Origin of the sequence: Xanthomonas chitinilytica, from assembly GCF_026107455.2 — a bacterium.
Taxonomy (GTDB): domain Bacteria; phylum Pseudomonadota; class Gammaproteobacteria; order Xanthomonadales; family Xanthomonadaceae; genus Stenotrophomonas; species Stenotrophomonas chitinilytica.
Map to the genome: position 1 here is coordinate 73,593 of NZ_JAPCHY010000004.1, position 23,943 is coordinate 97,535.

At 68.3% G+C, this 23,943-nt stretch carries 22 protein-coding genes, 11 tRNA genes and 1 other RNA gene; 27 read left to right on the top strand and 7 right to left on the bottom strand.

What is annotated here, in order from left to right:
* Positions 1-62 precede the first annotated feature (62 nt).
* Positions 63-824, bottom strand: coding sequence for a Bax inhibitor-1/YccA family protein (locus tag OK345_RS06070; protein WP_265127036.1), 762 nt, complete (start codon positions 822-824; stop codon positions 63-65).
* 157 nt (positions 825-981) lie between these two features.
* On the opposite strand from OK345_RS06070, the gene OK345_RS06075 reads away from it, so the two are divergent.
* From OK345_RS06075 to OK345_RS06150, 16 genes are all read left to right on the top strand, one after another.
* Positions 982-1,058: transfer RNA gene (locus OK345_RS06075), tRNA-Pro, on the top strand.
* A gap of 42 nt (positions 1,059-1,100) precedes the next feature.
* Positions 1,101-1,177: transfer RNA gene (locus OK345_RS06080), tRNA-Arg, on the top strand.
* 39 nt (positions 1,178-1,216) lie between these two features.
* Positions 1,217-1,293: transfer RNA gene (locus tag OK345_RS06085), tRNA-His, on the top strand.
* Positions 1,294-1,369: 76 nt separating this feature from the next.
* Positions 1,370-1,445: transfer RNA gene (locus OK345_RS06090), tRNA-Lys, on the top strand.
* An 82-nt stretch (positions 1,446-1,527) separates the two neighbouring features.
* Positions 1,528-1,612, top strand: a tRNA-Leu gene (locus OK345_RS06095).
* Between the two features lie 182 nt (positions 1,613-1,794).
* Positions 1,795-3,090 carry a trigger factor gene (gene tig / locus OK345_RS06100; RefSeq protein ID WP_265127037.1) on the top strand — a complete coding sequence of 432 codons (1,296 nt, stop codon included), beginning with the start codon at positions 1,795-1,797 and terminating at the stop codon, positions 3,088-3,090.
* Positions 3,091-3,161: 71 nt separating this feature from the next.
* Positions 3,162-3,788 carry an ATP-dependent Clp endopeptidase proteolytic subunit ClpP gene (gene clpP, locus OK345_RS06105; RefSeq protein WP_265127038.1) on the top strand — a complete coding sequence of 209 codons (627 nt, stop codon included), beginning with the start codon at positions 3,162-3,164 and terminating at the stop codon, positions 3,786-3,788.
* A 129-nt stretch (positions 3,789-3,917) separates the two neighbouring features.
* Complete coding sequence (gene clpX, locus OK345_RS06110; protein ID WP_265127039.1) at positions 3,918-5,204, top strand: ATP-dependent Clp protease ATP-binding subunit ClpX; 1,287 nt, start codon at positions 3,918-3,920, stop codon at positions 5,202-5,204.
* A 147-nt stretch (positions 5,205-5,351) separates the two neighbouring features.
* A complete protein-coding gene (gene lon / locus OK345_RS06115; RefSeq protein WP_265127040.1) occupies positions 5,352-7,805 on the top strand; it encodes an endopeptidase La in 2,454 nt (817 codons plus the stop codon).
* Positions 7,806-8,011: 206 nt separating this feature from the next.
* Positions 8,012-8,284, top strand: coding sequence for a non-specific DNA-binding protein Hbs (hbs, locus tag OK345_RS06120; RefSeq protein WP_265127041.1), 273 nt, complete (start codon positions 8,012-8,014; stop codon positions 8,282-8,284).
* An 11-nt stretch (positions 8,285-8,295) separates the two neighbouring features.
* Positions 8,296-8,370, top strand: a tRNA-Val gene (locus OK345_RS06125).
* Between the two features lie 27 nt (positions 8,371-8,397).
* A tRNA-Asp gene (locus OK345_RS06130) sits at positions 8,398-8,474 on the top strand.
* A 91-nt stretch (positions 8,475-8,565) separates the two neighbouring features.
* Positions 8,566-8,642, top strand: a tRNA-Asp gene (locus OK345_RS06135).
* Positions 8,643-8,707: 65 nt separating this feature from the next.
* Positions 8,708-8,784, top strand: a tRNA-Asp gene (locus tag OK345_RS06140).
* Positions 8,785-8,960: 176 nt separating this feature from the next.
* Complete coding sequence (locus OK345_RS06145) at positions 8,961-10,931, top strand: peptidyl-prolyl cis-trans isomerase (protein ID WP_265127042.1); 1,971 nt, start codon at positions 8,961-8,963, stop codon at positions 10,929-10,931.
* 283 nt (positions 10,932-11,214) lie between these two features.
* Complete coding sequence (locus tag OK345_RS06150; RefSeq protein ID WP_265127043.1) at positions 11,215-11,352, top strand: hypothetical protein; 138 nt, start codon at positions 11,215-11,217, stop codon at positions 11,350-11,352.
* Between the two features lie 149 nt (positions 11,353-11,501).
* Here the strand turns inward: OK345_RS06150 and OK345_RS06155 are convergent, their stop codons facing one another.
* Together OK345_RS06155 and gloB are read right to left on the bottom strand one after the other, a co-directional pair.
* A complete protein-coding gene (locus tag OK345_RS06155; RefSeq protein ID WP_265127044.1) occupies positions 11,502-12,692 on the bottom strand; it encodes a lytic transglycosylase domain-containing protein in 1,191 nt (396 codons plus the stop codon).
* The gene (gene gloB / locus OK345_RS06160) at positions 12,689-13,453 is read right to left on the bottom strand and encodes a hydroxyacylglutathione hydrolase (RefSeq protein WP_265127045.1); all 765 of its coding nucleotides are present in this window, start codon (positions 13,451-13,453) and stop codon (positions 12,689-12,691) included. The genes OK345_RS06155 and gloB overlap by 4 nt, the downstream gene beginning before the upstream one ends.
* Before the next feature lie 12 nt (positions 13,454-13,465).
* On the opposite strand from gloB, the gene OK345_RS06165 reads away from it, so the two are divergent.
* From OK345_RS06165 to dnaQ, 3 genes are read left to right on the top strand one after another with little or no spacing between them, the layout of a single operon-like run.
* A complete protein-coding gene (locus OK345_RS06165) occupies positions 13,466-14,104 on the top strand; it encodes a methyltransferase domain-containing protein (protein ID WP_265127046.1) in 639 nt (212 codons plus the stop codon).
* A gap of 19 nt (positions 14,105-14,123) precedes the next feature.
* Positions 14,124-14,576, top strand: a complete 453-nt coding sequence (gene rnhA, locus OK345_RS06170) for a ribonuclease HI (protein ID WP_265127047.1) — start codon at positions 14,124-14,126, stop codon at positions 14,574-14,576.
* Between the two features lie 7 nt (positions 14,577-14,583).
* Positions 14,584-15,318, top strand: coding sequence for a DNA polymerase III subunit epsilon (gene dnaQ / locus OK345_RS06175; RefSeq protein ID WP_265127048.1), 735 nt, complete (start codon positions 14,584-14,586; stop codon positions 15,316-15,318).
* A 153-nt stretch (positions 15,319-15,471) separates the two neighbouring features.
* Here the strand turns inward: dnaQ and OK345_RS06180 are convergent, their stop codons facing one another.
* Complete coding sequence (locus tag OK345_RS06180) at positions 15,472-16,176, bottom strand: PP2C family protein-serine/threonine phosphatase (RefSeq protein ID WP_265127049.1); 705 nt, start codon at positions 16,174-16,176, stop codon at positions 15,472-15,474.
* A 207-nt stretch (positions 16,177-16,383) separates the two neighbouring features.
* On the opposite strand from OK345_RS06180, the gene OK345_RS06185 reads away from it, so the two are divergent.
* Positions 16,384-16,474 (top strand) — tRNA-Ser (locus OK345_RS06185).
* Between the two features lie 345 nt (positions 16,475-16,819).
* On the top strand, positions 16,820-17,218 hold the full coding sequence (locus OK345_RS06190; RefSeq protein WP_265127050.1) for a DUF6165 family protein: 399 nt from the start codon (positions 16,820-16,822) through the stop codon (positions 17,216-17,218).
* 148 nt (positions 17,219-17,366) lie between these two features.
* Here OK345_RS06190 and OK345_RS06195 read toward each other — a convergent pair whose 3' ends face one another.
* Entirely contained in the window at positions 17,367-18,413 is a 1,047-nt protein-coding gene (locus OK345_RS06195) for a glycosyltransferase family 9 protein (protein WP_265127051.1), read from the bottom strand.
* 21 nt (positions 18,414-18,434) lie between these two features.
* Here OK345_RS06195 and OK345_RS06200 point away from each other — a divergent pair, with 21 nt between their 5' ends.
* On the top strand, positions 18,435-19,184 hold the full coding sequence (locus OK345_RS06200) for a 3-deoxy-D-manno-octulosonic acid kinase (RefSeq protein ID WP_265127052.1): 750 nt from the start codon (positions 18,435-18,437) through the stop codon (positions 19,182-19,184).
* Complete coding sequence (locus OK345_RS06205; protein ID WP_265127053.1) at positions 19,184-19,921, top strand: MBL fold metallo-hydrolase; 738 nt, start codon at positions 19,184-19,186, stop codon at positions 19,919-19,921. Before OK345_RS06200 ends, OK345_RS06205 begins: the two co-directional genes overlap by 1 nt.
* A gap of 321 nt (positions 19,922-20,242) precedes the next feature.
* Here the strand turns inward: OK345_RS06205 and ffs are convergent.
* An RNA gene (gene ffs, locus OK345_RS06210) (signal recognition particle sRNA small type) lies at positions 20,243-20,339 on the bottom strand.
* A 49-nt stretch (positions 20,340-20,388) separates the two neighbouring features.
* A tRNA-Ser gene (locus OK345_RS06215) sits at positions 20,389-20,481 on the bottom strand.
* A gap of 141 nt (positions 20,482-20,622) precedes the next feature.
* Between OK345_RS06215 and dnaX the strand changes: the two genes are divergently transcribed.
* From dnaX to OK345_RS06235, 4 genes are all read left to right on the top strand, one after another.
* The gene (dnaX, locus tag OK345_RS06220; RefSeq protein WP_265127054.1) at positions 20,623-22,470 is read left to right on the top strand and encodes a DNA polymerase III subunit gamma/tau; all 1,848 of its coding nucleotides are present in this window, start codon (positions 20,623-20,625) and stop codon (positions 22,468-22,470) included.
* Positions 22,471-22,476: 6 nt separating this feature from the next.
* Positions 22,477-22,797 (top strand): YbaB/EbfC family nucleoid-associated protein, encoded by a 321-nt coding sequence (locus OK345_RS06225; RefSeq protein ID WP_265127055.1) that lies wholly within the window; start codon positions 22,477-22,479, stop codon positions 22,795-22,797.
* A gap of 103 nt (positions 22,798-22,900) precedes the next feature.
* Positions 22,901-23,500 carry a recombination mediator RecR gene (gene recR / locus OK345_RS06230; RefSeq protein ID WP_265127056.1) on the top strand — a complete coding sequence of 200 codons (600 nt, stop codon included), beginning with the start codon at positions 22,901-22,903 and terminating at the stop codon, positions 23,498-23,500.
* Between the two features lie 68 nt (positions 23,501-23,568).
* Entirely contained in the window at positions 23,569-23,919 is a 351-nt protein-coding gene (locus OK345_RS06235; RefSeq protein ID WP_265127057.1) for a histidine triad nucleotide-binding protein, read from the top strand.
* Positions 23,920-23,943: the final 24 nt, after the last annotated feature.

A 23,943-nucleotide genomic window follows, 5' to 3' on the forward strand; every position in this document is an offset into this window, starting at 1 on the left:
GGCTGTGGCCCTGCCGGGAAAGCCGCAGCCGAGCAAGCTCGGCTCTACGAGGGGGGGGGGCGTCAGTTGCGCGACTGCAGCTTGGACAGCAGCCGCAGGAACTCGATGTACAGCCACACCAGCGTGACCATCAGGCCGAAGGCGCCGTACCACTCCATGTACTTCGGTGCGCCGGCGTCGACCCCGTTTTCGATGAAGTCGAAGTCCAGCACCAGGTTCAGCGCGGCCACCACCACCACGAACAGGCTGAAGCCGATGCCGATCAGGCCCGAGTCGTGGATGAAGGGAATGTTGATGTTGAACAGGCCCAGCACGATGGTGGCCAGGTACACCAGCGCGATGCCGCCGGTGGCCGCCACCACGCCCAGCTTGAAGTTCTCGGTGGCCTTGATCAGGCCGCTGCGGTAGGCGAACAGCAGCGCGAACAGGGTGCCGAAGGTCAGGATCACCGCCTGGAACACGATGCCCGGGAAGCGCGCCTCGAACAGCGCCGAGATCGTGCCGAGGAAGAAGCCCTCGAACAGTGCGTACAGCGGCGCGGTGACCGGTGCCCAGGTCTTCTTGAAGATCGTCGCCAGCGCCAGGAGCAGGCCGCCGATCAGGCCGCCCCACAGGTACAGCATCGCGCCCGGGGCCAGTTCGCCGGTCGCGGTCAGGGTGTTGTTCCAGGCGAACGCGGCGGTCGCCACGGCCAGCAACAGCAGGACGCCGGTCTTGTTGACGGTGCCGTTGAGGGTCATCGTCCCGCTGTCGCGCGATACCACGGTGCCGGAGCCGAGGTCGAGGAAGGTGGATTCCTTGAGGGCGGGGTTGCCGCTGCGCATGTCTGTTGCTCCCTGTGGTGTATGGAATGGCCGGCCGCGGTGGCCGCTGCGGGCAAGCATAGCGAAATGCGTGAAATCGCATCCGGGGCGTTGACAGAATCGGCCCGGCTTCCCACAATAGCCGACCTTTCGGGGGGAACCTCGGGAGATTCACCGCCGGGGTATAGCGCAGTCTGGTAGCGCGCCTGCTTTGGGAGCAGGATGTCGGGGGTTCGAATCCCTCTACCCCGACCAATCCGCTGCGTATCGGGATTGGAATGCGACAATCCGGTCCGGGCGCCCGTAGCTCAACTGGATAGAGCACCGGCCTTCTAAGCCGGCGGTTACAGGTTCGATTCCTGTCGGGCGCGCCATCGCGGCGGTGCATGGGCAGGATGTTTCAGGTTTCAGCGGTGGCTGTAGCTCAGTTGGTTAGAGTACCGGATTGTGATTCCGGTGGTCGGGGGTTCGAATCCCCTCAGCCACCCCACTGAACCCGACCGATTTTTTTTGAAATCGGGTGTTGCAAAGCAAAAAAAGCACGCTAAAATGTGCGTCCAGTTTCAGGGCCGTTAGCTCAGTTGGTAGAGCAGTTGACTCTTAATCAATAGGTCCAAGGTTCGAATCCTTGACGGCCCACCAGACAAAGGCACTCGCTCCGGCGGGTGCCTTTTTCTTTGTGGCGCCGCCTGCAACAATGATGCCCAGGCCCGTGGCCTGTCTCGCGAAAGTGGCGGAATTGGTAGACGCCCTGGATTTAGGTTCCAGTGCCGCAAGGCGTGGGGGTTCGAGTCCCCCCTTTCGCACCAGCCGGGTGCAACCGGCGTCCCGGCCCGGCGCAGGCCCCGGCGCGACCCATGAGGCCGCAGGCTGGCAGCGCCCGCCGTAATCGGCGAAACTACCGGGCTGCGGCGGATATGCGCGTCCGCGTCAACCCGTTTCTCTACCACATCGTGCCGGGGCCAGGGCGCCACCGGTGGCAGGAGTCAACATGCAAGCTTCGATCGAATCCACCGGCAACCTGGAACGCCGCCTGACCTTCTCCTTGCCGGAGGAGCGCCTGCAGACCCATATCGATGGCCGTCTGGGCGAGATCGCACGCACCGCGCGCATCAAGGGCTTCCGTCCCGGCAAGGTGCCGGCCAAGGTGATCGAGCAGCGTTTCGGCCAGCAGGTGCGTGCCGAGGCGATGGACGGCCTGCTGCGCGAGACCTTCGACGCCGCGCTGCGCGAGCACGAACTGCGCATCGCCGGCAACCCGCGCATCGACAAGGCCGGCGAGGGCGAACTGGACTTCGTCGCCACCGTGGAGCTGGTGCCGGACTTCGGCGACATCGACGTGGCCAAGCTGAGCGTGGTGCGCCACACCGCCGAGATCACCGACGCCGACATCGAGCAGATGGTCGAGAACCTGCGCCAGCAGCGCCGCACCTGGCAGCCGGTGGAGCGGGGCGCCCAGGAAGGCGACCTGGTCGCGCTGGAAACCTGGTCGCAGGCGGGCGATGAACGCCTGCCGGCCGAAGGCACCGAGAAGGGCAGCGTGGTGATCGGCTCGGGCATGATGTTCGAGCAGATCGAGAAGGGCCTGGTGGGCCTGGCCAAGGGCGAGGAAAAGACCCTGACGGTCGATTTCCCGGCCGATTGGCGGGTGCCGGCGCTGGCCGGCAAGCAGGTCCAGGTGACGGTCAAGGCCACCGACGTGTCCGAACCGCTGCTGCCGGAAGTGAGCAAGGAATTCATCAAGAGCTTCGGCGTCAAGAGCGGTGACGTCGAGCAGTTCCATGCCGACATCCGCGCCAACCTCGAGCGCGAGCTCAAGGGCGCGTTGATGAACCGCCTGCGTCGCGAGGTCGGCGAGCAGCTGATCGCGGCCTATTCGTCGGTCGAACTGCCGCCGCGCCTGGTCGAGAACGAGGCCCGTTCCATGCTGGCGCAGCAGGTCGAGCAGATCCGCCGCAGCGGCCGCAACCCGGGCGAAGTGCCCGCCGACGCCCACCAGGGCTTCATGGAAGCCGCGCGCAAGCGCGTGCTGGTCGGCCTGCTGGTGGGCGAGGTCGCCCGTCGCAACGAGCTGCGCCTGGATCCCAAGCGCCTGAACGAGACGATGCGCCTGATCGCCTCCACCTACGAGGAGCCGGAGCAAGTCATTGAGATGTACCGCAACGACCCCCAGTTGATGAGTGGCCTGCAGAACCGCGTGATGGAAGAGCAGGTGATCGACTGGATCGCCGAGCGTGCCCAGCACACCGAACAGGCGCTGACGTTCCAGGAAGCGATCCGCCAGTAAGCGGGCCGCTTTCCACCCGCCCCGCGCCTCGGCGCGGGGAAGTGTTTCCCCCCAAATAGGTGCCTCACGTAATGGACAACCGAACCAAAGCCCTGAACCTGGTTCCGATGGTGGTCGAGCAGACCAGCCGCGGCGAGCGTGCCTACGACATCTATTCGCGCCTGTTGAAGGAGCGGCTGATCTTCCTGGTCGGCCCGATCGACGACCACATGGCCAACCTGGTGGTGGCGCAGCTGCTGTTCCTGGAAGCGGAGAACCCGGAAAAGGACATCAGCATCTACATCAACTCGCCCGGTGGCGTGGTCACCGCCGGCATGGCGATCTACGACACCATGCAGTACATCAAGCCGGACGTGAGCACCATCTGCGTCGGCCAGGCCGCCTCGATGGGCGCGCTGCTGCTGGCGGCTGGCGCGGCCGGCAAGCGCTATGCGCTGCCGAACTCGCGGGTGATGATCCACCAGCCGCTGGGCGGCTTCCAGGGCCAGGCCACGGATATCGACATCCATGCCCGCGAGATCCTGACCCTGCGTGCGCGCCTGAACGAGGTGCTGGCCAAGCACACCGGCCAGTCGCTGGAGACCATCGCCCGCGATACCGAGCGCGACAACTTCAAGAGCGCGGCCGACGCCCAGGCCTACGGCCTGGTCGACCAGGTGCTCGAGCGTCGCCCGGAAGAGTCGATCCAGCCAGCCTGACGGGTGCAAGTGGCCGAAAACACTGCATTTTCCGCAGGGTCGGGAGCGGACTGGCGTCCTCCCGGCCCTGTGCTATTCTCGAAATCGAATCGTCCCGTTCATCGGGGCGAGTAACTGGGTAAGCGAAGCATGAGCGAAGACCGGCAAGGTCGTTCCGGAGACAGCGGCAAGATCCTCTACTGCTCGTTCTGCGGCAAGAGTCAGCACGAGGTGCGCAAGCTGATCGCGGGTCCGAGCGTGTTCATCTGCGATGAATGCGTGGAGCTGTGCAACGACATCATCCGCGAGGAACTCGAGGAAAAGGCGCAGTCGGCGCGCAGCTCGCTGCCCAAGCCGCGCGAGATCCTCGAGGTCCTGGACCAGTACGTGATCGGCCAGAACCGGGCCAAGCGCACGCTGGCCGTGGCCGTCTACAACCACTACAAGCGCATCGAGAGCCGCCAGAAGAGCGACGATGTCGAGCTGTCCAAGTCGAACATCCTGCTGGTCGGCCCGACCGGCTCGGGCAAGACGCTGCTGGCCGAAACCCTGGCGCGCCTGCTCAACGTGCCGTTCACGATCGCCGATGCGACCACGCTGACCGAGGCCGGCTACGTCGGCGAGGACGTGGAGAACATCATCCAGAAGCTGCTGCAGAAGTGCGACTACGACGTCGACAAGGCGCAGCAGGGCATCGTCTACATCGACGAGATCGACAAGATCTCGCGCAAGAGCGAGAACCCGTCGATCACCCGCGACGTGTCCGGCGAAGGCGTGCAGCAGGCGCTGCTGAAGCTGATCGAGGGCACCGTGGCCTCGGTGCCGCCGCAGGGCGGGCGCAAGCATCCGCAGCAGGAATTCCTGCAGGTGGACACCAAGAACATCCTGTTCATCTGCGGCGGCGCGTTCGCCGGGCTGGACAAGATCATCCAGCAGCGTTCGACCGAGGCCGGCGGCATCGGCTTCGGCGCCAAGGTCAAGAGCGCCGAGCGCAAGCAGGAAGTGGGCAAGATCCTGGCCGAGGTCGAGCCGGAGGACCTGATCAAGTTCGGCCTGATCCCCGAGTTCGTCGGCCGCCTGCCGGTGGTGGCGACCTTGGAGGAGCTGGACGAGCCGGCGCTGATCAAGATCCTGACCGAGCCGAAGAACGCCATCACCAAGCAGTTCAAGAAGCTGTTCGAGATGGAGGAGGTGGAGCTGGAGTTCCGCCCCGACGCGCTGTCGGCGATCGCCAAGAAGGCGCTCAAGCGCAAGACCGGCGCCCGCGGCCTGCGCACCATCGTCGAATCGGTGCTGCTGGACACCATGTACGAGCTGCCCTCGCAGGAGAACGTCAGCAAGGTGGTGGTGGACGAGTCGGTGATCGAGCACAAGTCCGAGCCCTACCTGATCTACCAGACGCCGCCAGCCGCGCCCAAGGCCGCCTCCGGCGACTGAATGGGCGCCCGGGAGGCCGGATTCCGGTGCTCGTGAACGGTCGCGGCCGGGCGTCCTCCCGCAGCTCTTGCATCGTTGCGCCGATGGCCCCATAACGGGGCCATCGGCTTTTTTATTGCCCGTTCCCCGAATTCCTGCGGAGCCCTCATGGCCCATTCCCAACTCGAAGTCCTCGACCTGCCGGTGCTGCCACTGCGTGACGTGGTGGTGTTCCCGCACATGGTGATCCCGCTGTTCGTGGGTCGCGACAAGTCCATGCGCGCGCTGGAGCGGGCGATGGAGGCGGACAAGCGCATCCTGCTGGTGGCGCAGAAGTCGGCCGAGACCGACGACCCGGCCGCGGCCGACCTGTACACGGTCGGCACGCTGGCCCAGGTGCTGCAGTTGCTGAAGCTGCCCGACGGCACCATCAAGGTGCTGGTCGAGGGCCTGTCGCGCGTGAGCGTGGACAAGGTGGTCGAGCACGACGGCGCGCTGCAGGGCCACGCGGTGGAGATCGAATCGGACGAATCGCGCGAGCCGCGCGAGATCGAGGCGATCGCGCGCTCGCTGATGTCGCTGTTCGAGCAGTATGTGAAGACCAACCGCAAGCTGCCGCCGGAGCTGCTGCAGACCTTGACCGGGATCGAGGAGCCGGCGCGCCTGGCCGACACCATCGCCGCCCACATCGGCGTGCGCCTGGCCGACAAGCAGCGCCTGCTGGAAACCCTGCAGGTCGGCGACCGGCTGGAGATGCTGGTGGGCCTGGTCGATGGCGAAATCGACGTGCAGCAGCTGGAAAAGCGCATCCGCGGCCGGGTCAAGTCGCAGATGGAGAAGAGCCAGCGCGAGTACTACCTCAACGAGCAGATGAAGGCGATCCAGAAGGAACTGGGCGACCTGGACGACGCGCCGGGCGAGCTGGACGAACTGGCCCGCAAGATCGCCGAGGCCGGCATGCCCAAGGCGGTGGAGAGCAAGGCCAAGGCCGAGCTCAACAAGCTCAAGCAGATGTCGCCGATGTCGGCCGAGGCCGCGGTGGTGCGCAACTACCTGGACTGGCTGCTGGGCGTGCCGTGGAAGAAGCGCAGCAAGGTGCGCAAGGACCTCAAGGCCGCGCAGGACACGCTCGACGCCGACCACTACGGGCTGGACAAGGTCAAGGATCGCATCCTCGAATACCTGGCCGTGCAGTCGCGGGTGAAGCAGATGAAGGGCCCGATCCTGTGCCTGGTCGGGCCGCCCGGCGTGGGCAAGACCTCGCTGGGGCAGAGCATCGCCAAGGCCACCAACCGCAAGTTCGTGCGCATGAGCCTGGGCGGCGTGCGCGACGAGGCCGAGATCCGCGGCCATCGCCGCACCTACGTCGGCTCGATGCCGGGCCGCATCGTGCAGAACCTCAACAAGGTCGGCAGCAAGAACCCGCTGTTCGTGCTCGACGAGATCGACAAGATGTCGATGGATTTCCGCGGCGACCCGTCCTCGGCGTTGCTGGAGGTGCTCGATCCCGAGCAGAACAACGCCTTCAACGACCACTACCTGGAAGTGGATCTCGACCTGTCCGAAGTGATGTTCGTGGCGACCTCCAACTCGCTCAACATCCCCGGTCCGCTGCTGGACCGCATGGAAGTGATCCGCATCCCCGGCTACACCGAGGACGAGAAGCTCAACATCGCCACCCGCTACCTGGTGCCCAAGCAGCTCAAGGCCAACGGCCTGAAGCCGGAGGAGCTGGAGATCGCCGCCGATGCGATCCAGGACGTGGTGCGCTACTACACCCGCGAATCGGGCGTGCGCAACCTCGAGCGCGAAGTCGCCAAGATCTGCCGCAAGGTGGTCAAGGAGATCGCGCTGGCCGGTCCGCAGCCGGTCAAGAGGGCCGCCAGGAAGGCAAGAAAGCCCAAGGCGCTGGTGGTGGTCGACTCGAACAACCTGGACAGGTACCTGGGCGTGCGCCGCTTCGACTTCGGCCGCGCCGAGGAGCAGAACGAGATCGGCCTGGTCACCGGCCTGGCCTGGACCGAGGTCGGCGGCGACCTGCTGCAGATCGAGTCCACCCTGGTTCCGGGCAAGGGCGCGCTGATCCTCACCGGACAGCTGGGCAACGTGATGAAGGAGTCGGCCTCGGCCGCGTTGTCGGTGGTGCGTTCGCGCGCCGACCGGCTGGGCATCGATTCGGAGTTCCTGCAGAAGCACGACGTGCATCTGCACGTGCCCGACGGCGCCACTCCCAAGGACGGCCCCAGCGCCGGCATCGCCATGGTGACCTCGCTGGTGTCGATGCTGACCAAGGTGCCGGTGAAGGCCGAGGTGGCGATGACCGGCGAGATCACCCTGCGCGGTCGCGTCACCGCCATCGGCGGGCTCAAGGAGAAGCTGCTGGCGGCGCTGCGCGGCGGCATCCGCACCGTGATCATCCCCGAGGAGAACCGCAAGGACCTGGCCGACATTCCGGTCAACGTCACCCGCGACCTGCAGATCGTTCCGGTGAAGTGGATCGACGAGGTCCTGGACCTGGCGCTGGAGACGCCGCTGACGCCGAAGAAGTCGAGCAAGGACGGGCAGCGGGTCGCGGTGCGCGGCAAGGCGAAGACATCTCCGAGCGCGCGCGTCAAGCACTGAAATGGCATGGAAAAATGCCTGAAACCCGCGCCGTTATTGGCTTTTCAGCTTGCGTGGGTAGGGGGCGGCTGGTATAAAAGCACGACTCGCGGACACGTACGGAGTGCGTGTCCGGCGTTTGAAAAACTTCCCGGCTTCCGTTCGCGATACAGGACGGAAGCCCACTCATCGATTCCGCGGAACCACCGCAAAGGGAGCTTTACAGAATGAACAAGACCGAATTGATCGATGGCGTTGCCGCTGCTGCTGATCTGTCCAAGGCTGAAGCCGGCCGCGCTGTCGATGCCATCATCGGCGAAATCACCAAGGCGCTGAAGAAGGGCGACGCCGTGACGCTGGTGGGCTTCGGCACGTTCCAGGTGCGTGAGCGCGCCGAGCGTACCGGCCGCAACCCGAAGACCGGCGACACCATCAAGATCGCCGCGTCGAAGAATCCGGCGTTCAAGGCTGGTAAAGCCCTGAAGGATGCCGTAAACTAAGCGGCTTGCTGGGGTGCTTAGCTCAGCGGTAGAGCGTCTCCTTTACACGGAGAGGGTCGGGGGTTCGAAACCCTCAGCACCCACCAAGCACCGTCAGTTGCAGTATTGAAAGTGGAGCGGTAGTTCAGCTGGTTAGAATGCTGGCCTGTCACGCCGGAGGTCGCGGGTTCGAGTCCCGTCCGCTCCGCCAGTTTCAAGAAGGCCCCTGAGCGATCGGGGGCCTTGTTTTCTCAAGGCCGGATGGCCGCGGGAAGACGGGCAGTAACGAGGTTTCAAAGTGCGGAGCGGTAGTTCAGCTGGTTAGAATGCTGGCCTGTCACGCCGGAGGTCGCGGGTTCGAGTCCCGTCCGCTCCGCCAGTTCCAGGGTGTTTTCCCGCAATGCGCTGCGTTGCAGGGGACGCCGCAGTTGTAGAGTCTAAAGTGGAGCGGTAGTTCAGCTGGTTAGAATGCTGGCCTGTCACGCCGGAGGTCGCGGGTTCGAGTCCCGTCCGCTCCGCCAGTTGTCTCAAAGCCTCGTGCGTCAGCGCGGGGCTTTTTCTTTGCCGGATCCTGCCGCGCCAGCGGCCAGGGCGGTGCCCGGCGCAAGCTGTCGCGCGGTGCGGAGCGCGGCCCGCTGGGTAAGCAGGGCCGAAGCGGGTTAAACTGCCCGGCTCGCCATCAGGCCGTGATTTTCCAATGCTGCAGAAACTACGCGACAAGACCTCGGGCTGGATCGCCACGGTGATCATCTGCCTGCTGATGATTCCCTTCCTGTTCGTGATCGACAACAGCTATCTGGGCGGTGTCGGCGCCAACAACGTGGCCAAGGTGCAGGCGCCGCCGACGTGGTGGAAGTCGGCACCGTCGTGGTGGCCGGCGTCGCTGCTGTGGACCCACCACGAGATCAGCACCGAGGACTTCCGCACCCGTTTCGAACAGGCGCGCATGCAGGCCCGCGAGCAGCAGGGCGACGACTTCGACCCGCGCGAGTTCGAATCCCTGGAGAACAAGCTGCTGGTGCTGGACCAGCTGATCGACGAGCAGGTGGTGCGGCTGGCGGCCGAATCGTCCGGCATCGTCATCGGCGACGCCGCGGTGCGCGACTACATCGCCAGCATTCCGGCGTTCCAGCGCGACGGCAAGTTCGATGGCGACCAGTACCGCCTGGCCCTGTCGCAGGGCGCGCCGGCGCGTACCCCCGCCCAGTTCGAGCGGCTGGTGCGCGACAGCCTGCAGCAGTCGATCATTCCCAGCGCGCTGGCCCAGTCCGGTTTCGCCACCAAGGGCGAGAGCGAGCGCCTGCTGAGGCTGCTGGGCGAGACCCGCGACGTCGAGATCGCGCTGCTGCCGGAGCCCGAGGCCGACACCGCCGAGATCGGCGATGCCGAGATCAAGCAGTGGTACGACAGCCATACGCAGGACTTCCGCCAGCCGGAAACGGTGTCGATCGAGTACGTCGAGCTGGATGCCGCCAGTGTTCCGGCCGTTGCCGCGGCCGACGAGGCCACGCTGCGCCGCCGCTACGAGGACGAGAAGATGCGTTTCGTCGCGCCCGAGCAGCGCCTGGCGTCGCACATCCTGATCAGCGCCGGCGCCGACGAGGCCTCGCAGAAGGCGGCCGAGGCCAAGGCGGCCAAGCTGGCCGAAGAAGCGCGGCAGCCGGGCGCCGACTTTGCCGCGCTGGCCAGCGCCAACTCCGACGATCCCGGTTCCAAGGCCGAGGGCGGAGACCTGGGCTGGGTCGAGAAGGGCGTGATGGTCCAGCCGTTCGAGGACGCGCTGTTCGCGATGGCGGCGGGCGACGTGGTCGGGCCGGTCAAGACCGAATTCGGTTACCACGTGCTGCAGTTGCGCGAGATCCAGGGCGGCGAAGGCCGACCGTTCGAGGACGTGCGCGACCAGCTGGCGGCCGAGCAGTTGCAGGCCGACACCGAGCGCGCGTTCAACGAGTTCAGCGGACGCCTGGTCGACCTGGTCTACAAGAATCCGACGGCACTGGAGCCGGCGGCCCGGGAGGTCGGTCTGCCGGTGCAGACGCTGGGGCCGTTCACCCGCACCACCGCCAGCGGCATCGCCAGCAATCCGGCGGTGCTGCGTGCGGCGTTCTCCGACGTGCTGGTGCAGGACGGGACGGTCAGCGATCCGATCGAGATCGGGCCCAACCACAACGTGATGATCCGCGTGACCGAGCACGTGCCGGAACAGGCGCTGCCGCTGGACAAGGCACGCGAGCAGGTGATCGCCGCCATCCGTGCCGACCGCGTCGAACAGCAGGCGATCAAGGCCGCCGACGCGCTGCTGGCCAAGCTCGGCGAAGGGCAGACGCTGCAGGCGCTGGCAGCCAGTGACGACCTGCAGTTGATGCCGCTGCCCGGCCTGCCGCGCATGGCGCCGGTACCCAGCGCCGCGGCCAACAGCGCGATCTTCGCCGCACCGGTGCCGGCCGAAGGCAAGCCCAGTTACGGCAAGGTCGCGCTCGAGGACGGGCGTTACGCCGTGTTCGCGGTGACGCAGGTGACGCCGGGCGACCTGGCGCAGGTGCCGGAGCCGCAGCAGGCGATGCTGAAGCAGCAGCTGAGCCAGATCGACGGTGCGGCGGCGGCCAAGGCCTATGTCGACGGCATGCGCAAGCGTTTCAAGGTGCAGATCGAAGAAGCGCAGCTCTGACCGGCGGCGATCCGCATCCGACGAAAAGCCCGGCATCGCCGGGCTTTTTGTTTGGTTCTGGCCTGCCTCGGGGAAGTGCATTGCCGGGGCGCCCGGTTGTCGCTCGAAACGCTCGCGACTGACATCGCTCCCACGGCAATCCCCGCTCCTTGTAGGAGCGACGTCAGTCGCGACCGGGCACCGAAAAGACAGGTCCTTCACCCGGGCCCCGGGGAATCCGGTCCCGAACCCTGGGGAAGAGGCAGGCATCGTCACGATAGTCGCAGGCGATGCGGATCGAAGCATGCAGGCGGTCGTGCGTCCGGCACGTCTGCCCGATGCCTTCGCGGCGGTCCAGCAGCGCGATTCAGTCGCCGAGCGCGACGACCGTGCCGATTCCTGCCTTGGCGATTTCATCCCGGAGGACGAGACCCGTTCGTGAGGGGAAGGCACCGGCGATGCCACGGACAAGGCGGCGCTTCCGGGCGATGCCGGCAGGGAGCCGGGCGGCTCTCCGGCTGCGGCTGGACGAACATGCCGGGACCGGCACCGGTCTTCGGACGGGAGGCGACAGGGCCGCCTCCCGTGCGCTCAGCGCGGTTCCTCGAAACGCAGCACCATGCCGGGCTTGAGTACGCTGGCGGCGGTGAGGCCGTTGCCGGCCAGCAACGCCTTGACCGGAATGCCGTAGCGGCGGGCGATGCTCCAGGCCGATTCGCCGCTGCGCACGGTATGCCGGCGCGGGCCGGTTGCGGCGGCGGTCGTGGTCGTTGCCGACGGACTGCCGGCGGGTGCATCGGCGGTGGCCACGAGCGCCGTCGCGGCGGGTGCGGCGGCCGTGGCGAGGGAGGCCGGGGTGAGCGGCGCCAGCACGCGGATGTCGCTGCGTCCGTTCTTCAGGGCCGGATTCAGCCGCGCGACCTGGGCCGGATCCATCGTCTGCTGCCGCGCCCATTGTTCCAGCGGCGCGCCCGCGGGTACCGGATGGGCCTGCAGCACCGGCACCGGGCGATCCAGCGCGGCCATCAGTTCGTCCTCCGCCTCGGCCTGCTCGAGGATGCAGGCCAGGGCATGCAGCTTCTCGACGTAGGCATAGGTGATCGGCGACAGCCCGGGCAGTTCCGCCGGCCGCGCGTTCTGCGCGTTCATGCCGGCGCGGCGCAGCGATTGCAGTATCCGGTACTCGCCGGCGTTGTAGGCCATCACCGCCAGCCGCCAGTCGCCGCCGAACATGCCGTGCAGGGTCTTGAGGTAGCGGACCGCGGCGCGGGTCGAATCCACCGCCGACAGGCGCCCGTCGTAGCCCTGGTCCATCGGCACCTTGTGGCTGCGGGCGGTGCTGGCGATGAACTGCCACAGGCCGGCCGGGCCGCTGGGGCTGCGCGCGCCGGGGCGGTAGCCGCTCTCGACGAAGGGGATCAGCGCGAATTCAGTCGGCAGCCCGGCGCTGCGCAGCTCGTCCACCACGTAGCCGAACAGCGGCAGGACGTCGTCGTCGCCGTTGCCCAGGCGTGCCGGGGCATGGGCGAAATGCTTTTGCCAGCGCGGGCTGGTGGCCTCGGCATCGCATTGCGGCGCGGCCAGGCCCTCACGGAAGCTGGCGAAGATCTCCTGGCCGTTGCGGACCATCGGTGGCGGCAGCGCGTCGGCCTCCAGCGGCAGCGCCGACAGTGCGGCCAGGTTCTGGGCGACGCCGGCAACGGCCGGCAGCGGTTGTGCGGTTGCCGGGTGGCTGCCGGCGAGCGCCAGCAGCAGCCCCAGCGCCAGGCCGCGCCGGCTCATGCGCGAAAACCGTCTTTCCAGCGCCGCAATTCGGCGAATACCTCGGTCTCGTCGGCGGCCGACCGCGCCAGGCGCGCTTCCACCGCAGCGCGGATTTCCGCCGTCGCGGTGCGCAGGAACGGGTTGCAGGCCAGTTCGCTGGCCAGCTCGACGGGAACGGTGGGGCGTGAATGACGGCGCATGTCCAGGACTTCCTGTTGGCGGCGTTGCAATGCCGCGTTGGCGGGATCGACCTGCCGCGCGAAGGCGGCGTTGGCCAGCGTGTATTCGTGGCCGCAACAGACCAGGGTCCGTGCCGGCAGGCCGGCCAGTCGCTTCAGCGAGGCCAGCATCTGGGCGGCGGTACCTTCGAACATGCGTCCACAGCCCAGGCTGAACAACGCGTCGCCGCAGAAAAGGCGGCCATGGCCGACGAAGGCGATGTGGCTGCGGGTATGGCCCGGCACCGCCATGACATCGAAGGTCCAGCCGGGCAATTGTACCCGGTCGCCGTCGCCCACCCGGACGCAGTCCAGGGGGATGCGTTCATCCTGCGGTGCGAAGACCGGCAGCTGCGGCCAGCGCCGGCGCAGTTCGGCGACGCCGCCGATGTGGTCGGCGTGGTGGTGGGTCAGCAGCACGGCCGCCGGTTGCAGGCCTTGCGCGGCGGCCGCCAGCACCGGTTCGGCCTGGCCGGGATCGACGAACACGGTGCGGCCGTCCGCCGCCTGCAGCGCCCAGATGTAGTTGTCCTCGAATGCGGGCAGGGCGGTCAGTCGCATAGAATTGGGACCATGCCTGCCGCCCCGAGCCCCCGTCAAGCCGCAGTCTCAACCTGGTTTGACACGCAGGCGGCACAGGCGGTGCGCCGGATCGAGCATCACTACCTGGCGACCCAGCTGGCGCGGATGCCGGCCCAGCCCTGGTTGTGGTTGGGGCCGTCCAGCGATTGGTGGCCGACGCCGCCGCCGCCCGGGCGTGGTCTGCGGCTGCACCGGGAGGGCGATGGCTACTTGGGCGACCTGCGCTGCCGGTTGCCGCTGCCGCTGCCGGGCGAGGCGGTCAACGCCATCGTGCTGCAGCACGCCCCGCTGGCCGGCAGCCGTGAGCTGATCGCCGAGTGCGCGCGGGTGCTGATGCCCGGCGGACGCCTGTGGCTGACCACGCTCAATCCCTTTAGCCCGTACCGGCTCCGCTGGCGGCGGCATCGCCCGGATCCGCTGCTGCCGGCCCGTTGCCGCCACCTGCTGCGCGAATCCGGGCTGCAATATGCCCCGCCGCACTACCTGGGCCCGTTGTGGGGCGAGGAGGGGCGCGGCCACGGACCGGCACTGCTGCGCGCCAGTTGCCTGCTGGAGGCGGAAAAGCGCGTGGCTGCCGCTGTCGGTCCGAGCGCGGTGCCGGTAGGCTGGCGCGGCCAGGTGGTTACCTGATTCCTGTTTCTGGAACGAAATGAAGACGATAGAGATACATACCGACGGGGCCTGCCTCGGCAATCCCGGTCCCGGCGGCTGGGCCGCGCTGCTGCGCTACAAGGGCCATGAGCGCGAGGTCAGCGGCGGCGAGGCCCACACCACCAACAACCGGATGGAGCTGATGGCGGCGATCATGGCGCTGGAAACGCTGACCGAGCCGTGCCGGATCGTGCTGCATACCGATTCGCAGTACGTGCGCCAGGGCATCACCGAATGGATGCCGGGCTGGGTACGGCGCCACTGGAAGACCGCCGGCGGCGACCCGGTGAAGAACCGCGAGCTGTGGGAACGACTGCATGCCGCCAGCCAGCGGCACGAGATCGACTGGCGCTGGGTCAAGGGCCATTCCGGCAACCCGGACAACGAACGCGTGGACCAGCTGGCGCGCGACGAGGCGGTGCGGGTACGCGCGGCCGCGCCGGTAAACTGAGGGGCATATGCGCCAGATCATTCTCGATACCGAAACCACCGGCCTGGAATGGAAGAAGGGCAACCGCATCGTCGAGATCGGCTGCGTCGAACTGCTGGAGCGGCGGCCCAGCGGCAACAACTTCCATCGCTACCTCAAGCCCGACTGCGAATTCGAAGCCGGGGCGCAGGAAGTCACCGGGCTGACCCTGGAGTTCCTGGCCGACAAGCCGGCGTTCGCCGAGATCGCCGAGGAATTCCTGGCCTACATCGACGGCGCCGAGCTGATCATCCACAACGCCGCGTTCGACCTGGGCTTCCTGGACTACGAACTGTCGCTGCTGGGGCCGCAGTACGGCCGCATCCGCGACCGCGCGTCGGTGGTCGATACCCTGACGATGGCGCGCGAGCAGTTCCCGGGGCAGCGCAACTCGCTCGATGCGCTGTGCAAGCGGCTGGGCGTGGACAACTCGCACCGGCAGCTGCACGGTGCGCTGCTCGATGCCCAGATCCTGGGCGACGTCTACATCGCGCTGACCTCGGGGCAGGAGGAGATCGGCTTCGGCCAGCCCGAGGACGGCTCGTCCGCCACCGGCGCGGCCGTGCTCGCGTTCGACCCGTCGATGCTGCTGCCGCGCCCGCGCGTGGCGGTCACCGCCTCGGAACTGGAGGCGCACGCGGCGCGGCTGGAACGGCTGCGCAAGAAGGCCGGGCGGGCGCTGTGGGACGGCGAGCCGGAGCCGCAGGCGCTCGCCGAGGGCTGATCGGGGTGACGCGCCAGCGCATGCGCGCTGACACCCCACGATTTGCGGTGCAAATCGTGGGCCCCGCCTTACCGGTATCCAGACCCCCGCCGCTTCGCGGCCGCCCCCTGACTCAGGGGGCTTTCCCCGGGGCAGGACGCGTCCGGGCAGAAGTCAGTGGCAGCGCACCAGGATCACGCTGATGTTGTCCGAGCCGCCGCCGTCCAGTGCGGCGGCGACCAGCGTGTCCACGCATTCCTGGGCGCTGCAGTCGTCGTGCCCGAGGGTGTCGGCGATGCCGCTGTCGTCCACTTCCTCGGTCAGGCCGTCGCTGCACAGCAGCAGCTGCATGCCCGGTCGCAGCTCGCCGGTCATCGTGGCCACGTTCAGGTGCATCGGGTCGGTGACGCCCAGCGCCTGGGTGACCACGTTGCGGTGCGGGTGGGCGCGCGCCTGTTCGGCGGTCAGGCTGCCCTGGGCGATCAGTTCCTGCACGTAGCTGTGGTCCTGGCTGAGCTGGGCCAGCTTGCCGGCGCGCCACAGGTAGGCGCGGCTGTCGCCGACCCAGGCCACCTCGAAGCGATTGCCCTGTATCCGTGCGGCGACCACCGTGGTGCCCATCGGCAGGGTGTCGTTGCGGCGGCGCGAGGTGCGGATGATCTCCTCGTCGGCGATGCGGATGGCCTGGACCAGCGGGGTGCCGTCGCGGATCTCGCGGACGATGGTCTCCCGCGCCAGCGCGCTGGCGACCTCGCCGCAGGCGTGGCCGCCCATGCCGTCGGCCACCAGCCACAGCCCCAGCTCGCTGTCGCCGTAATAGGTGTCTTCGTTGAGTTCGCGGCGCAGGCCGACGTGGGTGAGGTGTCCGAATTCGATCATGGGGCGACCGCGGCGGGCTGGCGTTTGCTGTAGTTCACAACGGCATCATCGCGGCCGGGCGGACATCCGGCAAGACGCGCGATTGCCGGCTGCGTGTGGCCTGCGCCCGGCGGCCGCAGCGCCGGTTTCCGCGGGAGTGCGGCAATGGCTTGTCCGCGGCGCGCCGGCCCCGTATCATTCGCTCCCCCGGTTCGCCGGGGACCATCTGGAGAGGTGGCAGAGCGGTTGAATGTACCTGACTCGAAATCAGGCAGGCGTTTATAGCGCCTCGGGGGTTCGAATCCCCCCCTCTCCGCCAGATACGCGAAACGCCCCCTTGTGGGGCGTTTTGCATTTCCGGCCGGCGACACCGATGAAACGCTCCCGATCCGGGAGCGGCAGGGCGGCGCGGGACCGCCGGCGCGCGCAGCGGACAAGGGCCGCGCTGCCCGGCCGCGCCCGGGCTTCCCCGGCAGCCGATCGCCCGCGCCTGCGTGCGCATGCAATCAGTCGTCCCGTGCGGCTTCTGGATCGGGGGCGACGCGATCGGGCCTGCCGGCCTCGCGGAAGCGGGATTCCAGTTGCGGGCGGCGCTTGCGGGCGTTGCGATGCCCGTTTGCAGCATGGCGGCTACACTGGGCGCCTTGTTCTTCCGGTGTCCACCATGTCCGAAATCCTTGTCCCCGTTTCCTTCGGCGAGTTGCTCGACAAGATCGCCATCCTGCAGATCAAGTCCGAGCGCATGAGCGACCCGGCCAAGCTGGCCAACGTCCGTACCGAACTGAGCGCGCTGGAAAAGACCTGGATGGCGCATCCGGCCGCGGTCAGGGACATCGCCCGCCTGCGCGCCGAGCTGAAGGCGGTCAACGAGCGGCTGTGGACGATCGAGGACGACATCCGGCTGAAGGAGAAGGCGCAGGCCTTCGACGAGGAGTTCGTCCAGCTGGCGCGCAGCGTCTACTTCCAGAACGACGAGCGGGCGCGGATCAAGAAGGACATCAACCTGGCGCTGGGTTCGTCCTACGTCGAGGAGAAGTCCTACCAGGATTACCGGGCGACGTGACCGGCCCGCGGCGGCTCGCGTTCCCGGGAGCCCGCCGGAACGGGGACGCCCACGCCGCGTTGCTTCCATCTTCTTTGGCGCATGGGCGCGGATGCCCGGGCCCGGGCATCCTCCGCAGTTGCGGGATCAGGTCATCCCGCGTTCCGGGTCACGCGCTCCGGTCGCTGCAATAACGCTCGAACGCGGCGATGGCATCGTCCACGGTGACCAGCTGCATCACCTCGTCGAACTCGATCTTGGTGCCCCACTTCAATTCGCTGGCCGGCTTGCCGAGGAACCGGCGCGCGGCATCGTCGTAGCGGTCCACGCAATAGCGGCGGTCCGAGTAGGGGCCGCTGCGCTGCGGGTTGCTGGCCGCGTGCAGGCCCAGCACCTTGGTGCCGACCGCATTGGCGATGTGCATCGGGCCCGAGTCCGGGGTCATCACCAGCGCGGCGCGCTCCAGCAATGCCGGCAGTTGCTTGAGCGTGTCCTTGCCGACCAGGTCCAGCGCCGGCTGGCGCATCGCGGCGAGGATGGCATCGGCAGTGCTGCGTTCCAGCTCGCTGCGGCCGCCGCACAGCACCACCCGCCAGCCGCGCCCGGCGGCGTGGTCGGCCACCGCGGCGTAGCGGTCGGCATACCAGTTGCGGCGCACGTGGCTGGAGCAGGGCGAGATCATCAGCACCGGGCGGCCGTCGTCGTCCCATTGCGCGCGTGCCCAGTCGCGCGCTTCCGGCGGCGTGGCCAGGTCCCAGCCGACCTCGGTCTGCTTCAGGCCCAGCGGCTCGCAGAAGCTGCCGATGGCGTCGAGTACATGGATGCCGGGGCGGTCGGGAATGCGTTCGTTGATGAAGAGCCCATGCAGGTCCTTCGAGCGCGCCTTGTCGTAGCCGATGCGCCGGCGCGCCCGAATGAAGGCCGACAGCACGTTGGCGCGGAAGGCCACCTGCATCTGCAGCAGCGCGTCGAAACCGGTCGCTGGCAGTTCGCGCCGCAGGGCGCGCATGCCGCCCAGGCCGCTGCGCTTGTCGTAGGTGTGGAACACCACCCCGGGCAGGCCGTCGAGCAGCTTGTGGCCGGCCTTGTCGATCACCCAGTGCAGGGTGGTCTGCGGCTGCGCGCGCTGCAGGGTGCGCACCAGCGGCACGACATGGGTCACGTCCCCAAGCGCTGACAAACGCAAAAGGCACAGGGAAGAGGACGCTGGGGGCATGGTGTTGTTAGACTCGAAAGAATGGTCGCATTCGACGCCACTGAAGCGCTGACGCCTTGCCGCGAGGGACGCGGCTACGGGGCCATTCTGTTCGACCGCGAACGCCTGCGGCAAGCCGACATGGCGTTGTTTTCCCCGGAACACTGGGGCGACAGGGCGCGGCCGGTGGGCGAGGGCGGACGCGGCGGCGCATGGTTCGTCGACGCACCGTTCGGCGCCTGCGTGCTGCGGCACTACCTGCGTGGCGGGCTGGTCGCCCGGCTCAGCCGCGACCGCTACCTGTGGCATCGCGCCGACCGCACCCGCAGCTTCGCCGAGTTCCGGCTGATGCGCGCGCTGCTGGCGCGCAAGCTGCCGGTGCCGCGACCGCTGGCGGCGTTCTACATGCGCGAGGGGCTGCGCTACCGCGCGGCGATCCTGATGGAACGGCTGGAAGGGGTACGCTCGCTGGCCGACCGCGCGCTGGTCGCCGGCCGTGGCGCGCCATGGGAAGAGGCGGGCCGGCTGATCGCGCGCTTCCACCGCGCCGGCCTGGATCATGCCGACCTCAATGCCCACAACATCCTGTTCGACGCCAACGGCCACGGCTGGCTGATCGACTTCGACCGCAGCCAGCTGCGCATCCCGGCCACGCGCTGGCGCGAGCGCAACCTCAAGCGCCTGTTGCGCTCGCTGCTGAAGCTGCGCGGCGAGCGCAGCCGCGAGGACGTGGAGAAGGACTACGCGCGCCTGCGGCGCGCCTACGACCTGGCCTGGAACCGGGGCTACTGATGGACTGGGCGCTGCGTTTCCTGGGCGTCGGCAATGCATCGGCGGTGGAACTGGGTTCGCCGATGGCGACGATCGAGCGCGACGGCCGGCCCTGGTTGACCATCGATTGCGGCGGCGAGGGGCTGACCGCCTATCGCGCCCGGTACGGGGCGATGCCGCAGGCGATCTTCGTCACCCATGTACACCTGGACCATGTCGCCGGCTTCGAGCGCCTGTTCGTCGACAGCTATTTCTCGCCCGAGCGCCGCGGCAAGGTGCGGCTGTACGTGCCGGCGCCGGTGGTGCCGCTGCTGCACCGGCGCGTGGCCGACTACCCGAACGTGCTGGCCGAGGGCGGCGCCAACTTCTGGGACGCGTTCCAGTTGATCGTGGTCGGCGAGGCGTTCTGGCACGACGGCGTCCGCCTGGAGGTGTTCCCGGTGCGCCACCACTGGCCCGAGACCGCCTATGGACTGCGCCTGCATGGTTCGCTGGTGTGGACCGGCGATACCCGGCCGATCCCGGAGATGCTGGCCCGTTTCGCCGACGCCGGCGAACTGATCGCCCACGACTGCGGCCTGCACGGCAATCCCTCGCATACCGGGGTGGACGACCTGGAGCGCGAGTACCCGCCGCAGCTGCAGGCGCGGATGGTGCTCTACCACTACGCCAGCGCCGAGGACGGCCAGCGCCTGCGCGAGCGCGGGCACCGGGTAGCGACGCCCGGCGAGGTCATTGCATTGGCCGAGCCGCGCTAGGTGATCCCCACCGGGACCGGCCCGGTCTGACCCGCCGCCGCGCCAGGTGACTCTTCACCCATGCCGGAACTGTTTGACCCGTCGCCACGGGTCCATGCAATGAATGGCCAGCTGTCCGCAGGGACCTCGGGGAAAGGTTCTCCGCCCATCCGAGGGGGGCTGTCCTGGGGCGCTTTGGCTGCTGCTCGAAAAGCTCGCGACTGACGTCGCTCCTGCAAGATCCCCGCCGTGGTTCGGAGCTACGCCGGGCGGCCTTGGGCCGTCGGTCGTGATCGAAGGATGCCCCTTCAGACCCGGATGAATAACTCCCAAAGGGTGGAGGCCCCGCCGGCTGACCTCGGCGCCCGCGTCGATCGATACCGTTGCTGCCTTCCGGCCCTGGCGGGATTTTCGACCTAGCGTCGCGAGGGGCCGACGGGGCCTCCATAGACGCGAGCCGCGCTGAGCGCGGCCCGGTTGACTGAATCTGGCGGAGAGAGGGGGATTCGAACCCCCGAAGCGCGGTTTAGACGCTTACACACTTTCCAGGCGTGCTCCTTCAACCACTCGGACACCTCTCCGGTTCCTGCCGCATCCATCAGCACGCTGCAGGGGCGCAGATTCTATAGGGCGCGCGGCTTTGCCACAAGCGTGGCCTGCGCGGTCGCGGACGGTGTGGCCGGGCATGGCACAATGGCGGTTCAGATGAAGACGGTTGCCTGATGTCCTATCTCGTCCTTGCCCGCAAGTGGCGCCCGAAGCGTTTTGCCGAACTGGTGGGCCAGGAACACGTGGTCCGCGCGCTCAGCAACGCGCTGGACAGCGGCCGCGTCCACCATGCCTTCCTGTTCACCGGCACCCGCGGCGTGGGCAAGACCACGATCGCGCGCATCTTCGCCAAGTCGCTGAATTGCGAGCAGGGCACCAGCGCCGACCCGTGCGGCCAGTGCGCGGCCTGCCTGGACATCGACGCCGGCCGCTACATCGACCTGCTGGAGATCGACGCCGCGTCGAACACCGGCGTGGACGACGTGCGCGAGGTGATCGAGAACGCGCAGTACATGCCCTCGCGCGGCAAGTTCAAGGTCTACCTGATCGACGAAGTGCACATGCTGTCCAAGGCGGCGTTCAACGCGCTGCTGAAGACGCTGGAAGAGCCGCCGGAGCACGTGAAGTTCCTGCTGGCCACCACCGACCCGCAGAAGCTGCCGGTCACCGTGCTCTCGCGCTGCCTGCAGTTCAACCTGAAGCGGCTGGACGAGGACCAGATCCAGGGCCAGATGACCCGGATCCTGGCCGCCGAGCAGATCGAATCGGACCCCAGCGCCATCGTGCAGCTGGCCAAGGCCGCCGACGGCAGCCTGCGCGACGGCCTGTCGCTGCTGGACCAGGCCATCGCCTACGCCGGCGGCGCGCTGCGCGAGGAGGTGGTGCGGACCATGCTGGGCACGGTCGACCGTACCCAGGTCGGGGCGATGCTCGATGCGCTGGCCGATGGCGACGGCGTCCGCCTGCTGCAGGTGGTGGCGGCGCTGGCCGAATTCTCGCCGGACTGGAGCGGGGTGCTGGAGGCGCTGGCCGAGGCGCTGCACCGTACCCAGGTGCGGCAGCTGGTGCCGGAAGCACCGGTACCCGGCGACGGCGTCGATGTGACCGCCTTCGCCGCGCGGCTGCGCCCGGAAGTGGTGCAGCTCTGGTACCAGATGGCACTGGGCGGACGCCGCGACCTGCACCTGGCGCCGAGCCCGCGCGCCGGGTTCGAGATGGCGGTGCTGCGGATGCTGGCGTTCCGCCCGTCCGGCGGCGCCCCGGCGGTGCCGCGGGAAGCGGCGCCCGGCAATGCCGAGCCTGCGCCGGCGGCCGCCCCGGTATCCGCTCCGGCAGCGCCGGCGGCACCACCGCCGGCTTCGGCCCCTGTCGCGCGGACGCAGCCGGTAGCCCGGCCCACCGTCGCCGAAGACACGCCGCCCTGGCCTTCGACACCCGTATCCGCTGCTGCGGCGTCCCGCGAGGACGAAGCGCTGGCCGCCGAAATGGCGGGCGGTCCGGAAGCGGCGATGGCGCCGCCGTGGACCGACGGCCACGGAAGGGCGCCTGCACCTGCGGCGCCTGCTCCGGTTGCGGCCAGGGCACCGGAAGCTCCAGCGCGTCCGGCGGCGACGACTGACGGCGGGTTCGTCCTGGCCAGTGCCGAGCAGTGGCTGGACCTGGTGGCAGCCAGCGCGCTGTCCGGGCCGTCGCGGCAACTGGCGGCCAATGCCGCGTTCGTCGACTACGCCCGCGGCACGCTGCGGCTGACGCTGGCGCCCGGGTTCGAATATCTGCGCTCGGACCGCTCGGTGGGCGAGTTGGCCGATGCCCTGGCGGCCGTGCTCGGCCAGGTGCCGAAGATCGTGATCGAGACCGGCGAGGCCGGGGTCGAGACCCTGCACGAACGCGCCGATCGTCAGCGCGGCGAGCGGCAGAATGCGGCGGAAGCCGCCTTCATGGCCGACCCGGCGGTGCAGCTGCTGGTCCAGCAGCACGGCGCCCGGGTCGTGCCCGATTCCATCCGTCCCTTTGATGAGTGAAAGACCATGCGTGGCAATATCGCCCAATTGATGCAGCAGGCGCAGAAGATGCAGGAGAACCTGCAGCGCGCCCAGGAAGAACTGGCCAAACTCGAGGTGACCGGCAGCGCCGGCGGCGGCATGGTCAGCGTGACCCTGACCGGCGCCAAGGAGTGCCGCAAGGTCCGCATCGACCCGTCGGTGCTGGCCGATCCGGAAATGGCGGAGGACCTGATCGCCGCGGCCTTCAACGACGCCTCCAACAAGATCGACGCCGAATCCAAGGCGCGCATGGGCTCGGCCACGGCCGGCATGCAGCTGCCGCCGGGCATGAAGCTGCCGTTCTGATGCGGCCGGGCCGGCGGTGCGGTTGCGCCGCCGCTGCCGCCTTCCTCCAGGTGTCGCGGGGCCGTACCGGCTTCGCGCGCCTGCTCCCGCACTGGATCGACCGATGAGCGTGCCGCTGCTCGAACAATTGATCGAGGCCTTCCGGGTGCTGCCCGGCGTCGGCCAGAAGACCGCCCAGCGCATGGCCTACCACCTGCTCGAGCGCGAGCGCGAAGGCGGCCAGCGGCTGTCGACGGTGCTGGCCGCGGCGATCGAGCGGATCGGCCACTGCGCGCAGTGCCGCGACTTCAGCGAGAGCGAGGTCTGCCCGGTGTGCGCCAGCGCCAGCCGCGAGCGCCAGCAGCTGTGCGTGATCGAATCGCCCGCCGACCGCCTGGCGATCGAACACGCCACCGGCTATCGCGGCCTGTATTTCGTGCTGCAGGGACGGCTGTCGCCGCTGGACGGCATCGGCCCGCGCGAGCTGGGACTGGACCAGTTGGAAGACCGGTTGCGGCAGGGCGAGGTGCAGGAGCTGATCATCGCCACCAATTCCACGGTGGAAGGCGAGGCCACCGCGCACTACCTGGCGCAGCTGGCGCGCCAGCACCGGGTGCGCCCGAGCCGGCTGGCGCAGGGGCTGCCGCTGGGCGGCGAGCTGGAGTACGTCGATCGCGGCACCCTGTCGCATGCGTTCGGCAGCCGCAGCGAAGTGCCGGAATAGCCGCCTCCCGCCCGTACGACGGCGCGGGCTAAGCTAGTGGGCCGTTCCTCCCGCATGCGACCACCGCCATGACCGACACCCTCTTCGGCAAGATCATCCGCCGCGAAATTCCCGCCACCATCGTCTACGAGGACGAGGAGGTGCTGGGCTTCAAGGACATCGCACCGCAGGCGCCGGTGCACGTGCTGTTCATTCCCAAGAACGTGGTGATCCCCACGCTGGACGACCTGACCGCGGACCAGGCGCCGCTGATCGGCAGGCTGGCGTTCGCCGCGGCCGAGTACGCGCGCCGCGAGGGCCTGGCCCGGGACGGCTACCGCATCGTCATGAACTGCCGCGAGCATGCCGGGCAGACCGTGTTCCACCTGCACCTGCACCTGCTGGCCGGTGCGCCGCTGGGGCATTTCGGCGCCGCCTGATCGGGCGCGGAACCCCGCTTCCAC